This is a genomic window from Mycobacterium sp. UM_11, assembly GCF_001414075.1.
Lineage (GTDB): Bacteria > Actinomycetota > Actinomycetes > Mycobacteriales > Mycobacteriaceae > Mycobacterium.
Genome location: NZ_LATC01000060.1, coordinates 16259 through 31669, shown reverse-complemented (window position 1 = coordinate 31669; position 15411 = coordinate 16259). Strand labels below are relative to the sequence as shown.

The following is a 15411-nucleotide window of genomic DNA, read 5'->3' as shown; positions in this document are numbered from 1 at the left end:
ATCAAGTTCCGCTCGGTTCTCGAGGAGCCGACGCCGTCCTCGTACGTCGGCTCCTCGAGAACCGAGCGGAACTTGATCTCGGTGAAGTCCCTGATGTCGCTGACGGCGGCCTTGTTGCGCAGCATCGACTTCGGCGTGAACACGATCAGCGGCCGCTGAACACCGTCGAGGGCGTGCCGGCGCAGCAGGTGGAAATAGTTCGACGGCGTCGACGGCATCGCGATCGTCATCGAACCCTCCGCCCACAGCTGCAGGAAGCGTTCGATGCGGCCGGAGGTGTGGTCGGGGCCCTGCCCTTCGTGGCCGTGCGGCAACAACAGCACCACGTTGGACAGCTGGCCCCACTTGGCCTCACCGGAGCTGATGAACTCGTCGATGATCGACTGCGCGCCGTTGACGAAGTCGCCGAACTGCGCCTCCCACAGCACCAGGGCGTCCGGATTGCCCACGGTGTAGCCGTATTCGAAGCCGACGGCCGCGTACTCCGACAGCGGTGAGTCGTAGACCAGGAACTTGCCGCCGGTGGGGGTCCCGTCGGCGTTGGTCGCCAGCAGCTGCAGCGGCGTGAACTCCTCGCCGGTGTGGCGGTCGATGATCACCGAATGCCGCTGGGAGAACGTGCCGCGGCGGGTGTCCTGGCCCGACAGCCGAACCAGCTTGCCCTCGGCCACCAGCGAACCCAGCGCCAGCAGTTCGCCGAAGGCCCAGTCGATCTTGCCCTCGTAGGCCATCTCGCGGCGCTTTTCCAGCACCGGCTGCACCCGCGGGTGCGCGCTGAAGCCCTCCGGCAGGGCCAGGAACGCATCACCGATGCGGGACAGCAGCGCCTTGTCCACCGCGGTGGCCAGGCCCGCCGGAAGCATCTGGTCGGCCTCCACGGATTCGCTGGGCTGTACGCCGTGCTTCTCCAGGTCGCGCACCTCGTTGAAGACCCGCTCCAGCTGGCCCTGGTAGTCGCGCAGCGCGTCCTCGGCCTCCTTCAGCGAGATGTCGCCGCGGCCGATCAGGGCTTCGGTGTAGCTCTTGCGGGCGCCGCGCTTGGTGTCGACGACGTCGTACATGTAGGGGTTGGTCATCGACGGGTCGTCGCCCTCGTTGTGCCCGCGCCGGCGGTAGCACAGCATGTCGATGACGACGTCCTTCTTGAACCGCTGCCGGAAGTCCACGGCCAAGCGCGCCACCCAGTCGCACGCCTCCGGGTCGTCGCCGTTGACGTGGAAGATCGGTGCGCCAATCATTTTCGCGACGTCCGTGCAGTACTCGCTGGACCGCGAAAACTCCGGCGCGGTGGTGAAGCCGATCTGGTTGTTCACGATGATGTGGATGGTGCCGCCGACGCGGTAGCCGGGCAGGTTCGCCAGGTTCAGCGTCTCGGCCACGACCCCCTGGCCGGCGAAGGCGGCGTCGCCGTGCAGCATCATCGGCATCACCGAGAAGCTCTTTCCGTCGGTGTCGTCCGCCCCCCTGTCGAGCAGGTCCTGCTTGGCCCGGACCAGCCCCTCCAGCACCGGGTCGACGGCTTCCAGGTGCGACGGATTGGCGGTCAGCGACACCGCAATGTCGTTGTCGCCGAACATCTGTAGGTACACACCGGTGGCGCCCAGGTGGTACTTGACGTCACCGGAGCCGTGGGCCTGCGATGGGTTGAGGTTGCCCTCGAACTCGGAAAAGATCTGCGAGTACGGTTTGCCGACGATGTTGGCCAGCACGTTGAGCCGGCCGCGGTGCGGCATCCCGATGACCACCTCGTCCAGGCCGTGCTCGGCGCACTGGTCGATCGCGGCATCCATCAGCGGGATGGTGCTTTCCGCGCCCTCCAGCGAGAACCGCTTCTGCCCAACGTATTTGGTTTGCAGGAACGTCTCGAAGGCCTCCGCGGCGTTGAGCTTGCTCAGGATGTATTTCTGTTGCGCCACAGTCGGCTTGACGTGCTTGGTCTCGACGCGCTCCTCCAGCCATGCCGTCTGCTCGGGGTCGAGGATGTGGGTGTATTCCACGCCGATGTGGCGGCAGTAGGCGTCGCGCAGCAGGCCCAGCACGTCGCGCAGCTTCTTGTATTCGCAACCGGCGAAGCCGTTGACCTTGAACACCCGGTCGAGGTCCCACAGCGTCAGGCCGTGGTTGAGGATTTCCAGGTCGGGGTGGCTGCGGAACCGGCTGCCGTCCAACCGCAGCGGGTCGATGTCGGCCATCAGGTGGCCGCGGTTGCGGTAAGCCGTGATCAGCTCCATCACCCGGGCGTTCTTGTCGACGATCGAGTCCGGGTTGTCGGTGCTCCACCGCACCGGCAGGTACGGGTTGCCCAGTTCGCGGAAGATCTCGTCCCAGAACGCGTCCGAGAGCAGCATCTCGTGGATGGTGCGCAGGAAGTCGCCGGACTCCGCGCCCTGGATGATGCGGTGGTCGTAGGTCGAGGTCAGCGTGATCAGCTTGCCGATGCCCAGCTCGGCGATGCGCTCCTCGCTGGCGCCCTGGAATTCGGCGGGGTATTCCATGGCGCCGACGCCGATGATGGCGCCCTGGCCGCTCATCAGCCGCGGCACCGAGTGCACGGTTCCGATGGTGCCGGGGTTGGTCAGCGAAATCGTCACGCCCGCAAAGTCTTCGGCGGTCAGCTTGCCGTCGCGGGCACGCCGCACGATGTCCTCGTAGGCGGAGACGAATTCCGCGAAGCGCATGGTCTCGCACTTCTTGATGCCGGCCACCACCAGCGAGCGTTTGCCGTCCTTGCCCTGCAGGTCGATCGCCAGCCCGAGGTTGGTGTGCGCCGGCGTGACCGCGGTGGGCTTGCCGTCGATCTCGGCGTAGTGCCGGTTCATGTTGGGGAACTGCTTGATCGCCTGCACCAGCGCGTAGCCCAGCAGGTGGGTGAAGGAAATCTTGCCGCCGCGGGTGCGCTTGAGCTGATTGTTGATGACGATCCGGTTGTCGATCAGCAGCTTGGCCGGAACGGCGCGGACGCTGGTGGCGGTCGGCACGTCGAGCGAGGCGGACATGTTCTTGACGACGGCGGCCGCGGCGCCGCGCAGCGTCTGCAGCTCGTCGCCTTCGGCGGGCGGGGGGGTCGGGGCTTTCGGTCTGGCCGGCGCCGCGGCGGAGGCGCCGTTGCCGTCGCCGCCCGCCGGCGGGGCGGGCGCAGCGATCTGGGTGGCCGGTTGGGCGGGCTTTGCGGGCGGCGGGCTCGGGGCGGCCTGGCCGTCCCCGGCGCTGGACGCGGGTTCGCCCGTCGACTCGGGGTTGTAGTCAACCAGGAACTCATGCCAGCTCGGATCGACCGACGAGGGGTCATCGCGGAACTTGCGGTACATCTCCTCGACCAGCCATTCGTTTTGCCCGAATGGTGAACTAATGTTGCTCACGACCGCCGTTCGCCTCAATTCCTCTGTCCTGCAAGCGCTTTCGCAGCTGCTGCGTGGCGCCTGTGCGTTTTCCGACCCGGATTGTGGAGCATGTCACACCGCTGGCGATGCTCAACGTTTCCGCCCTATAAAGGCTAACCTTTCGCCGGCGATTCGCCAGGGAGACGGGGGTAGCACCCGATCGCCGTTCGCTAGCCGGCTTCGTGGAACGGCGGCACCAGGTGCAGCGCCCGCGGCCAGCGCACCGGTGGGGCGCCGAAGGCCCGGTTGGCGTTGCGGACGATCTTCCTGCCCGCGAAGTAGTTGCCGACGCCGCCGACCACGATGCCGATGCCCACCGGCAGCAGTTTGCCGAACATCAGGGCGCCGCGGCGCAGCGTGTACCGCTTGACCCACGACTTGAGCAGCCGCGAGTTCAGCCGCGACATCGACGACAGCGGGACCGCGGCCACGCTCTCGGAGATCCAGCCGCCGTTGGTGCGGGCCGGGCCGAACAGCTGGGTGACCGCCTCCTTGCTGTTGTCGCCGACCAGCACCGACAGCACCAGGGCGCGGCGCCGTTCGCGGTGGTCGGCGGGGATGTCGTGGACAACCGCGACGGCCAACACGAAGAACGCCGTGGCTTCCAGGAACGTCACCGTCTCCGCCGCGGCCGCCGACAGCGCGCTCAACGTGCCGATGCCGGGGATGGTCGCCGCGGCGCCCACCGCCATGCCGCTGGCCGTCACCATGCCCACGTAGCGCTTCTGCAGCTTGGCGAGGATGTCGGCCGGGCCGCTGTTCGGGTGCGCGTTGCGCAGCCGGGTCACATAGGCCTCGGCCGCCGGGCCCTGGATCCGCGAGCTTCGCTCGATGACCTGGGCCAATGCCCGCGAGGACATCTTGGGCCGGCCGTTGGTGGGCGCAGGCGCCTGATCCGCGTGCGACATGCTAAAAATCCGGTTCGAAGACCGCTTCCGTCGGGCCCGCATCTTGCCTCTCCTGCAAATGGCGTCCTACCAGGCTAACGTGCCCGCCGCGCAACGCCGACCGAACATCAAACCTTCCCCCGGTGCACCCCGGATGGAATCCGTGGCTGCCCCGAAGTGCCCCAGCGGCAATAATGCAGGCTGGATGTCTGTGGCGGCCCGGGCCGGTCGAAGCGGGCATCGTCGGGAGCTGAAACGAGGTGGGTAGATGACCACGGCGACGCCTTCGTCGCCCGGGGGGACCGGGCGCGCGGCGCCCAACCCAGCCCACCTCACCAAGCGCTGGAACTTCCTCACCCAGAATTCGCCGCACTCCCAGCGGCCCTGGAACGCGCTTTGGGCGATGATGATCGGCTTCTTCATGATCATGGTCGACTCGACCATCGTCGCCGTCGCGAACCCGACGATCATGACCAAGTTGCACATCGGCTACGACACGGTGATCTGGGTGACCAGCGCCTACCTGCTGGGTTATGCGGTCGTGCTGCTGGTGGCCGGGCGGCTCGGCGACCGATTCGGCACCAAGAACATGTACCTGATCGGCCTGGTGGTGTTCACCGTCGCCTCGGTGTGGTGCGGGCTGTCGGGCAGCGCCGCCATGCTGATCGCGGCCCGGGTCGTGCAGGGCGTGGGCGCCGGGGTGCTCACGCCGCAGACCCTGTCGACGATCACCCGGATCTTCCCGCCGGAGCGGCGCGGCGTGGCGGTGAGCCTGTGGGGCGCCACCGCCGGCGTCGCCAGCCTGGTCGGTCCGCTGGCCGGCGGCGTGCTGGTCGACGGGCTGGGCTGGCAGTGGATCTTCTTCGTCAACGTCCCCATCGGCGTGCTGGGGCTCGCGCTGGCCTACTGGCTGGTCCCGGTGCTGCCCACCCAGTCGCATCGGTTCGACCTGGCGGGGGTGGCGCTGTCGGGTGCGGGGATGTTCCTCATCGTGTTCGGGCTGCAGCAGGGCCAGGCCGCGCATTGGCAACCCTGGATCTGGGCGATGATCGTCGCCGGCATCGGGTTCATGACGGTGTTCGTGTTCTGGCAGTCGATGAACACCGACGAGCCGCTGATTCCCCTGGCGATCTTTCGTGACCGCGACTTCGGGCTGTGCAACGTCGGGGTGGCGATCATCTCCTTCGCCGCGACGGCGATGATGCTGCCGCTGACGTTCTACGCGCAGGCCGTGTGCGGGCTGTCGCCGACCCGCTCGGCCTTGCTGATCGCGCCGATGGCGATCGCCAACGGCGTGTTCGCGCCGTTCGTCGGCAGGATGGTCGACAAATATCATCCGCGGCCGGTCCTGGGCTTCGGCTTCTCGGTGCTGGCGATCGCCCTGACCTGGCTGGCCTTCGAGATGTCGCCGGCCACGCCGATCTGGCGGCTGGTGCTGCCGTTCTTCGCGACGGGCGTCGGCATGGCGTTCGTGTGGTCGCCGCTGACCGCCACCGCCACCCGGAATCTGCCGCCACGCCTCGCCGGCGCGGGATCGGCGGTCTACAACTCCGTGCGCCAGCTCGGCGCGGTGCTCGGCAGCGCGGGCATGGCCGCGTTCATGACGTCGCGCATCGGCGCCGAGATGCCGGCGCAGCCGGTATCCGGGGGCGAGGAGACGCCCAGCTTGCAGCTGCCCGAGTTCCTGCGCGACCCGTTCGCGTCCGCCATGTCGCAATCGGTGCTGCTGCCGGCCTTCATCGCGCTGTTCGGCATCATCGCCGCGCTGTTCCTGCTCGGCTTCGCGCGATCGGCCGTGGCCGGTGACCCGCACGGGGCCACCGACGTGGTGGACGACGACTACGACGACGACGAGTACGTCGAATTCATCCTCCTGCGCGAGCCCGAGGCGACCCCCGCGGCTGGGCGCCGAAGCGGCGCCCCGCCGGCGGCCGATCCGCGCCAGCGCCCGGCCCCCGCACGGCGGGGTCCGCGGGCGGTCCCGCTTCGGCCGAGCGAACCAATCGGGTTCGCGCGCAACGGCTCTCATGCCGACGGGCGGCAGCGCTTGCGTCCCGTCACCGAGCTCTCGGCGCGCGCCTACCGGCCCGCACCGCCACCGCAACGGCCGAACGGCCTGCCGCGAGGCACCCGTCGCGATGCCGACGACGAGCCGACCGGTTACGGTCGGCACTCGGCGGGCGGCTAGCGGCCGGTCGTCACGCCGGCTCCGTCAGCGCCAGGAATGCGCCCAGGTCGACCAGGCCCGCCGGCGTGCTGGGCAGGTACTCGGTCAGCGACGCCGACCGCACGATGACCGCCGCGTACTGGGCCCGGCTGATGGCCACGTTGAGCCGATTCCTGTTGAGCAGGAACGAGATTCCCCGCGGCACCACGTCCGCGGAGGAGGCGGTCATCGAGACGAACACCACCGGTGCCTGCCCGCCCTGGAACTTGTCCACGGTGCCCACCCGGACCCCGCCGAGGCCCGCAGCGGCCAACCGTTGGCGCAGGAGTGTCACCTGCGCGTTGTAGGGCGCCAGCACCAACACGTCGGAGGCGCTCAGCGGTCGCGTGCCGTGTTCGTCGGTCCAGGGCGCGCCGAGCAACCGCTTGACCTCGGCGGCGATCGCGTCGGCCTCCTGCGGGCTCTCCGTCGAATTGCCGTGGTGCGCAACGGTCAGCGTGCGCACGCCGGGCGGGTATCCGGCGAGGTGCCGGGCCGCGGTGCAGTCGTGGGATTGCAGCCTGCCTTCATACGACAGCGCGGAGACCGCGGCGCAGACCGCGGGATGCATGCGGTACGAACAGTGCAGGAAGTAGCCGCGCTCGTCCGGCAGGGTGCGCCGACGCTCGACCAGCCAGTCGAGCGCGGAGGTGTCGACCGGGTCGGGGTGGGTGCCCTGGCTCACCTGCGGCAGCTGCTGGGGGTCGCCGAGCAGCAGCAGGTTGGCCGCCGACGGCGCCACGGCGACGGTGTTGGCCAGACAGAATTGGCCGGCCTCGTCGATCACCAGCAGGTCCAGGGCGCCCGGCGGCACTCGGTTGGCGTTGGCGAAATCCCATGCCGTGCCGCCTACTACGCAGCCCGGGGTGCCGGCGATGAACGTGCCGTAGGCGTTGCCGTCGATTTCCTGCCAGCGTGGGGCGCTGTGGTCGTTGCGCTTCTTGGCGACCCGCGCCGGGTCCAGCCCGGCGTCGATCACGCAGTCCAGCAGGTTCTCCACCGTGGCGTGCGATTGCGCGACCACGCCGACGCGCCAGCCGTGATCGGTGGTCAGCCGCCCGATCACGCGCGCGGCGGTGTGCGTCTTCCCGGTCCCCGGCGGCCCGTGCACCGCCAGGTACGACGAGTCCAGGTCCAGCACCGCGGCCGTGATGTCGGTGACGGTGTCGGAGCCTCGCGGCAGGGCGGAGCCGCTTCGCGTGCGGGGCGCGCGGCGCAGCAGGATGTCGAGCACGGCGCTGTGGGGTAGCCGAGGCAGGCCGGCCGCCACGGCGGCGGCGGTCGCCTCGATCGACTCGCGTAGCGCGGTCGTCGGAATCGGCGGGCCCGGGGTGAGCGCGAACGGCAGCTGGTGAAACGTCTTGCCGTCGTTGCCCACTCGTTCGACGATGGTCACCTCGGTGGGCAGCGCCGGATCGTCGGCCTCGATCACGGTGGCGCGTCCGGCCGCCCGGCGGTCGGGATTGTCGGCCATGCCGGGCGGGGCCGGCGGGTCGTAGAGCGCGAAGACGTCGGCCGTCAGCTCGCCGCGGGCCAGCTCGCCACGCAGCCGCACCCGCCGCTGCGGCTTGCGCGCGCGGGGCGGTGTGTTCCAGTCGACGCTGACCGACGCGTGCTCGGCGACGAAGACGTCGGTGTCGTCCGCCCATTCCTCGATGGGGAAGTTCAGTCGGTCAAAGTGCGCCCACCAGAACGGCTTATCCTCGCGCCGGTGGTATCCGCGCGCCGCGGCCAGGAGCGCGACCGCCGTCTGTTCGGGCGTGCGCTCGCCCACCGCGGCATCGCCGGTGAACGCCGACAGGGTCACCGAAAGCCGGTCGCGGTCCTCGACGCTGTTGCCGTCCCGCACGGGCTGGGCGCCGATCGGCACGACGCCGGATTCGTAGGCGCGCAACATCAACCAGTTGCGCAGTTCCTGCGTCGAGCGGCAGTCGTAGTGGTTGTAGTCCTCGATCTCCTTGAGCACGGAGGCGGCCTCGTCGCTGCGGCCGTCCGCCCGCAGTTCGCAATAGCGGGCGTAGGAGGTGATCGAACCGGTGGCCGTGGTGACGTCGCCCGCCCGCAACTGCGCGCCCATGTAGAGCGGTTCGAGCGCCTTGAGGCTGAACGACTCCGCGCCCACTCGAATGCTCTTGCGCACCAAGGGGTAAAGGTCGACCAGCGTCCCGCTGCGCAGCAGCTCGTCGACCTGATCCTCGCCGACGCCGTAGCGGCCGGCGAGCCGCAACAACGCCGTCTTCTCGTACGGTGCGTAGTGGTAGATGTGCATGTTCGGCCGCCGCTTGCGCCGCTTGGCCACCATCGCCAGGAAATCGGTCAGGGCCTTGCGTTCGTCCGCCCGGTCGTGCGCCCACAACGGGCGAAAGGCGCCGGCCGGCCCCGCTTCCAAAATGCCGAACAGGTATTCCAGCCCCCATTCCCGCCCGTCGACGGTCCACAGCGGGTCGCCCTCGAAGTCGAAGAACAAGTCGCCCGGATCCGGCTCGGGGAGCAGCGTCAGCGGCTGCGGATCGACGATCTCGTAGTGCGGGGTTCCGGTTTCGCGTTGGCGGACTTGGAGTTTCGCCTGGGCGGTCAATTTGCCGAGCGCGCTCGGCGCCAGGTCTCCCACGGTGCCGCTGTGCCCGGCCAGCGCGGCCACCGTGACGATTCCGGCGTCGATCAGCTTGTCCCGCTGGGCCACTCGCATGCCGGCCACCAGCAACAGGTCATCGTGGGCCTGCAACTGCTCGGTGCACAGGGGGCAACGGAAACAAGCGCCCACGCCCTCGTCGTCCCAGCGCACCGCGGCGCCCCCGGCGTGGTGCTCATCGAGGAGCCGCTGCAGCCGCGCGCGCTGGGAGCGGTAGACGGGAATTAGATCGTGCACGCGGTAGCGCGCGGCCGTGCCGTCGCCCAGGTGCAGTTCGGCCTCGGGCGCCACCGGGACACCCGAGGCGGCCAGCGCGTCGGCGTAGGCGGCCAGCTGCAACAACGCGGTGACGTTGGCCGAGCGGGCCAGCTTGGTGTCGACGACCCGGTAGCGCCCGTCGTCGCGCACCAGAAAGTCGGCGAAGCCGACGAAGCGCCCGTCGAACATGGCGGCCTGGTAGACGGCGGGCGCGCCGGCGGCGATGGCCTTTCGGGTCGCCTCGGCCGCCGCCGCGAGGCCGGCGGGCGTGTAGGCCGGGCGGCCGATGATCGCGAGCCCGTCGCCGTACTGGGCGCGCAGCCGGTCCAATTCGCGTCGCTCGTGCTCGTTTCCGAGCATCGCGGTGCGGGCGAGAAGGTCGTCCTCGGCGGTGGCGACGGACCCCCGGCCGAGCTTCGCGTCGAAATCCCGCAGCAGGGCGTACTCGCATCGCGCGGCGGCGGCGAGATCCGACGCGCTGTAGACGATGCAGTCGCCGGTGACGAACACAGCAGCAACTGTAGGGGAGGGGACCGACGCAAAGGCGGCTCCGGCTAGCGACCCGGGGCGTTGCCGATCAGCTCGACGAAATTGCCGTTCCAGTGGAACCGGACGTCGGTGGTCAACCCGTTGATGCCGCTCGGGTAGGTCAGCGCCACCGTGTCGCCGGTGGTCTGCGCCGGGTCGACGCCGTTGAACCCGTAGGTGTCGGGCACCCCTTGCGGGATGAACTGCCCGAGATGGAACAGCACCGCGCGGGTCGTCGGGTTCACGGCGTTGGTGTTGGCCTTGATGATCACCGCGGACAGCTGGGCGCACTGGTTGTAGTTGCCGGCCAGTGGTTCCGGGTTCCAGGGTTGCTGGCTGCGCGGGTCGCGCGGCAATTCGGAGACCGCCTTGGCGATGACGGGCGACGCGAGGTTGACCGCGCACGGGTCGGCCGGCGCGGCGACGCTGCCGGGCGGTGCGGCGGCGGACGGCTGGGCCGGGGCGGTGATGGACGGGGTCTCGCTGGTCGTCGTGGCCTGCGGCGTCTTCGCGACGGTGGAGTCTCCCGAACCACAGGCGGTCAACGTCATGGCGATCAACGCGACGGCGGCCGAGCCGGTCAGTGGCTCGGTACGGCAAGGTAGCGACCACACATCGGGCACCGTACCGTCATCGCGCGCCCGGGTGTGCCAGGCATGGCCGGGCCTCGCGCAACTGTGCCGATGATCACCCGAGCCTGACCACTAGACCTCGATGGTGGTGACCCGCAGCGCTCGGCTCCGCCGAGCTCGCGGTCACCACTAGACTCCATGGACGATGAACCACCCGGACAGCTCGCCCGAGGCTGCCTCTACGACCTTTGCCGACCTGCAGATCCACCCCGCCGTCCTGCGGGCGATCGGCGACGTCGGCTACGAGTCGCCCACCGGCATCCAGGCCGCGACGATTCCGGCGCTGATGGCGGGCTCCGACGTCGTCGGGCTGGCGCAGACCGGCACCGGCAAGACGGCGGCGTTCGCCATCCCGATCCTGTCCAAGATCGACGTCACCAGCACCGCGACCCAGGCGCTGGTGTTGGCGCCCACCCGGGAGCTGGCGCTGCAGGTGGCCGAGGCGTTCAGCCGCTACGGGGCGCACCTGCCGAAGATCAACGTGCTGCCGATCTACGGCGGCTCGTCGTACAGCGTGCAACTGGCCGGGCTACGGCGCGGCGCCCAAGTCGTGGTCGGCACGCCCGGCCGGGTGATCGACCACCTCGAGCGCGGGACGCTGGACCTGTCCCGGGTGGACTACCTGGTGCTCGACGAGGCCGACGAGATGCTCACCATGGGCTTCGCCGAAGACGTCGAACGCATCCTGGCCGACACCCCCGAGTACAAACAGGTCGCCCTCTTCTCGGCGACCATGCCGCCGGCGATCCGCAAGCTCACCACCAAATACCTGCACGACCCGTTCGAGGTCACCACCAAGGCCAAAACCACCACGGCCGAGAACATTTCGCAGCGCTACATCCAGGTCGCCGGGCCGCGCAAGATGGACGCGCTGACCCGGGTGCTCGAAGTGGAACCGTTCGAGGCGATGATCGTCTTCGTGCGCACCAAGCAGGCCACCGAGGAGGTCGCCGAAAGACTGCGCGCCCGAGGGTTTTCCGCGGCCGCCATCAACGGCGACATCCCGCAGGGCCAACGGGAGCGGACCATCGCCGCGCTGCGCGACGGCGGCATCGACATCCTGGTCGCCACCGACGTGGCCGCGCGCGGGCTGGACGTCGAGCGGATATCGCACGTGCTCAACTACGACATCCCGCACGACACCGAGTCCTACGTGCATCGCATCGGCCGCACGGGCCGGGCGGGGCGGTCGGGAGCCGCGCTGTTGTTCGTCTCTCCGCGAGAACGCCACCTGCTCAAGGCGATCGAGAAGGCGACGCGGCAGACGCTCACCGAGGCCGAGCTACCCACCGTCGAGGACGTCAACGCCCAACGAATGGCCAAGTTCGCCGATTCCATCACCGCGGCGCTGGGCCGCCCGGGCATCGACCTGTTCCGCAAGCTGGTCGAGGATTACGAACGCGAGCACGACGTGCCGCTGGCCGACATCGCCGCCGCGCTGGCGTTGCAGTCCCGCGACGGCGAAGAGTTCCTGATGGCGCCCGAGCCGCCCCGCGAACGACGCGAGCGGCACACCGAACGCCGGGAGCGTACCGAAAGGCCAAGGCAGGACCGGTCTTTCGCCACCTACCGCATCGCGGTGGGCAAGCGCCACAAGATCGGCCCTGGCGCGATCGTGGGCGCCATCGCCAACGAGGGCGGCCTGCATCGCAGCGATTTCGGCCACATCGCGATCGGCCCCGACTTCTCGCTGGTGGAATTGCCGGCCAAGCTGGGCAAGTCGACGCTGAAAAAGCTCGAGCACACCCGCATCTCGGGAGTGCTGATCAACCTCCAACCGGACCGGTCTTCGACCAAGCCCCGCGGCCGGGAGGGTGGGAAGCCGCGCAGGAAACACACCGGATGACCCTGTCCGAAGAGCAGGACGCCCAGGGCGGACTCGAGCAGACCGCACACGTCGACCGCGTCGCGGCGCTGACCGGCATCCGCGCCGTCGCCGCCCTCCTCGTGGTTGGCACCCACGCGGCCTACACCACCGGCAAGTACACGCACGGGTATTGGGGGCTGGTGGGTTCCCGGATGGAGATCGGGGTGCCGATCTTCTTCGTGCTGTCCGGCTTCCTGCTGTTCCGTCCGTGGGTGAAGTCCGCCGCCACGGGCGCGCCGGGGCCGTCGGTGAGTCGCTATGCGTGGCACCGGGTTCGGCGGATCATGCCGGCCTACATCATCACGGTGCTGTTCGCCTACGTGCTGTATCACTTCCGCGAAGCGGGACCCAACCCGGGGCACACGTGGCTGGGCCTGGCGCGCAACCTGACGCTGACGCAGATCTACTGCAACGGCTACCTGGGCAAGTATCTGCATCAGGGCCTGACCCAGATGTGGAGCCTCGCGGTGGAAGCGTCCTTCTACGTGATCCTTCCGGTGTTGGCCTACGTGCTGTTGGTGTGGGTCTGCCGGCGGCAATGGCAGCCGAGACTGCTGCTGGGCGCGCTGGCCGCGATGACGCTGATCAGCCCGGCCTGGCTGGTGCTCGTACACACCGACCACTGGTTTCCCGACGGCGCACGGCTGTGGCTGCCCACCTACCTGGCCTGGTTCCTCGCCGGGATGCTGCTGGCGGTGCTGCAGGCGATGAACGTGCGCGGGTACGCGTTCGTGGCCATACCGCTGGCCATTGTCTGCTACTTCATCGTGTCGACTCCGATCGCCGGCGCGCCCACCACATCGCCGGCCACGCTGAGCGAGGCCTTGTTCAAAACCTGCTTCTACGCGGTGATCGCCGCGCTCGCCGTGTCGCCGCTCGCGTTGGGCGATCAGGGCTGGTACTACCGGCTGCTGGCCACCCGGCCGATGGTGTGGCTGGGGGAGATCTCCTACGAGATCTTCCTGATCCACCTGATCACCATGGAATTCGCGATGGTCTACATCGTGCGCGCCCACGTCTACACCGGCCCGATGCTGAACCTGTTCCTCGCGACGCTGGTGCTGACCATCCCGCTGGCCTGGCTTCTGCACCGCTTCACCCGCGTGCGGACCTGAGCCGACGCGGCGCCTACCGACGGGCGGAAACCGGCGTCACGATCGGGACGACGAACTCCTCGATCATCGCCCGCTCGTCGGCCTCGTCGCGGCCCGGGAACTGCAGCAGCGAGGTGATCACGCGCACCACCCAGCGCGCCCGGCGCTCCACGACGGCGGGGTCTTCGGGCCCGAGCGAGCCGACGAACGCGGCCGCCAGGGCGGTGATCACCTCGGACTGCCCGGCCACCTCGGCGCCGATCGGCGGCCGGGTGACGGCGAACCACGCCGCCAGCGCGCGGCTGTCGCGCACCATCCGCAGCGTGGCGGTGATGCTGGCGACCAGCCGCTCGCGGGGATCGTCGACGCCGCCGATCTGCTCCTTGATCGCGCGGCTGAGCCGACGCGTTTCCCGGTGCACGTAGGCGGTCCGCAGCGCCTCGCGGTTCTCGAAGTACCGGTACAGCGTCGCGCGGGAACACCCTGCCGCCCTGGCGATTTCGTTCATGCCGATCGAGGCCTGGTCGCGCTCGGTGTAGAGCCGCTCGGCCGCGTCGAGTATCCGGTCGGCGGCCGCTTCGCTGCGGTGCGCGCCCAGCCAGTCGGTGGGCATCAGGACCGCACCCGGATCGGCACCGACAGCGGGCGCCGCACATAGCTTCCGCCCGACCAGACGATCGCGGACTCGTCGACCTCGAAATCCGGGCAGCGGGTGAGCAGTTCGGTCAGCGCGACCCGGGATTGCATCCGCGCCGCCGCGGCGCCCAGGCAATGGTGCGCGCCGTGGCTGAAGGTCAGGATGTTGCGGGGGCGGCGGGTGACGTCGAGTTCGCCGGCGTCCGGTCCATATTGGCGCTCGTCCCGGTTGGCCGACCCATACAGCAGCAGCACCTTGCGGCCGGCGGGAATGGTGGTGTCGCCGATCGTCACGTCGCGGGTGGTCGTGCGGGCCAGCCCCTGCACCGGCGAGGTCAGCCGCAGCAACTCCTCCACCGCGTCGGGGATCAGTCGCAGGTCGTCGGCAAGCAGCCGCCGCTGATCGGGGCGCTGGTGCAGCAAAGGCATTGAGCCGCCGAGCATTCCGGTGGTGGTGTCGTTACCGCCGGTCACCATGGTGAACGTGAACGCCAGCACCGACAGCGTGCCGGCGATGTCTCCGTCGGCGCCCACCCCGGCGGCGACCAGGTGCGAAATGGTGTCGTCCTCGGGCTCGGACCGACGGCGCTCGATCAGGCCGGTGAAGTAGGCCATCATCGACCCGACCGCGTCACCGACCGTTTCCAGCGCCCCGGCCAGGCCGCTGTCGCTGGTGTTCGCCGCGACGATCACGTCCGTCCACCAGTCGAATTGCGCCCGGTCGGCTTCGGGGACGCCGAGGTAGTGCGCCACCACCATCGAGGGCAGCGGCTTGAACAGCTCGGCGACGATGTCGCCCCCGCCGTTCGCGCGCAACCCCTCGATGCGCTCGACGACGAAGTCTCGGACCTTGGGCTCGACCGCCTCCACTTGTCGTGGCGTGAAGCCGCGTGAGACGAGTTTGCGAAATTCGGTGTGTACCGGGGGATCCTGCATCACAAACGGTGGGTTGTCTTGCAGGCCAATCATTTCCAGGTCGCCGTAGTTGACCGTCAGCCCCTGCGCGGAGGAGAAGGTCTCATGGTCGCGCGCCGCGGCCCACACGTCGGCGTGCCGGGACAGCACGTAGTAGTCGTGGTCGGGTCGGTTGGCCGGCACGACATGGTGCACCGGATCGTGGTCGCGCAGCGCGCGGTACATCGGCCAGGCGTTCGGCCACGTGTCGGCGGTGGCCAGCTCGAAGGTGACGGGCGCCTGGTGAGACATAACCGCAGCCATGTCTCATTCGTACGACAACATGCGCTAGATGTCAAACGGCCGGTCGCCAAAAGCCCGGCCCGCGGGCCTTCCA

General features: G+C 69.2%; 9 protein-coding genes. 3 read left to right on the top strand and 6 right to left on the bottom strand.

Translation table 11 applies throughout. The features are described 5' to 3' along the window. Positions 1–3359, bottom strand: a 3359-nt coding sequence (locus WU80_RS15915) for a multifunctional oxoglutarate decarboxylase/oxoglutarate dehydrogenase thiamine pyrophosphate-binding subunit/dihydrolipoyllysine-residue succinyltransferase subunit (RefSeq protein ID WP_055405786.1), incomplete at its 3' end; no start/stop codon positions are given. A gap of 191 nt (positions 3360–3550) precedes the next feature. Further along, a complete protein-coding gene (locus tag WU80_RS15910; RefSeq protein ID WP_055403706.1) occupies positions 3551–4330 on the bottom strand; it encodes a hypothetical protein in 780 nt (259 codons plus the stop codon). A gap of 205 nt (positions 4331–4535) precedes the next feature. Here WU80_RS15910 and WU80_RS15905 point away from each other — a divergent pair, with 205 nt between their 5' ends. Beyond that, the gene (locus WU80_RS15905; protein ID WP_055403707.1) at positions 4536–6455 is read left to right on the top strand and encodes a DHA2 family efflux MFS transporter permease subunit; all 1920 of its coding nucleotides are present in this window, start codon (positions 4536–4538) and stop codon (positions 6453–6455) included. A 10-nt stretch (positions 6456–6465) separates the two neighbouring features. On the opposite strand, the gene WU80_RS15900 is transcribed toward WU80_RS15905, so the two are convergent. After that, positions 6466–9873 (bottom strand): TM0106 family RecB-like putative nuclease, encoded by a 3408-nt coding sequence (locus tag WU80_RS15900; RefSeq protein ID WP_055403708.1) that lies wholly within the window; start codon positions 9871–9873, stop codon positions 6466–6468. 44 nt (positions 9874–9917) lie between these two features. Further along, positions 9918–10514, bottom strand: a complete 597-nt coding sequence (locus tag WU80_RS15895) for an LppP/LprE family lipoprotein (RefSeq protein ID WP_055403709.1) — start codon at positions 10512–10514, stop codon at positions 9918–9920. A 154-nt stretch (positions 10515–10668) separates the two neighbouring features. On the opposite strand from WU80_RS15895, the gene WU80_RS15890 reads away from it, so the two are divergent. Then, a complete protein-coding gene (locus WU80_RS15890) occupies positions 10669–12369 on the top strand; it encodes a DEAD/DEAH box helicase (RefSeq protein ID WP_055403710.1) in 1701 nt (566 codons plus the stop codon). Next, positions 12366–13505: an acyltransferase gene (locus tag WU80_RS15885; RefSeq protein ID WP_055403711.1), complete on the top strand. Its 1140-nt coding sequence runs from the start codon at positions 12366–12368 to the stop codon at positions 13503–13505. Before WU80_RS15890 ends, WU80_RS15885 begins: the two co-directional genes overlap by 4 nt. Positions 13506–13518: 13 nt before the next feature. Here the strand turns inward: WU80_RS15885 and WU80_RS15880 are convergent, their stop codons facing one another. Both WU80_RS15880 and WU80_RS15875 read right to left on the bottom strand, forming a co-directional pair. Continuing rightward, complete coding sequence (locus tag WU80_RS15880; RefSeq protein ID WP_156349585.1) at positions 13519–14100, bottom strand: TetR/AcrR family transcriptional regulator; 582 nt, start codon at positions 14098–14100, stop codon at positions 13519–13521. Continuing rightward, positions 14097–15338 (bottom strand): cytochrome P450, encoded by a 1242-nt coding sequence (locus tag WU80_RS15875; protein WP_197281261.1) that lies wholly within the window; start codon positions 15336–15338, stop codon positions 14097–14099. Before WU80_RS15875 ends, WU80_RS15880 begins: the two co-directional genes overlap by 4 nt. Between the last annotated feature and the right edge of the window lie 73 nt (positions 15339–15411).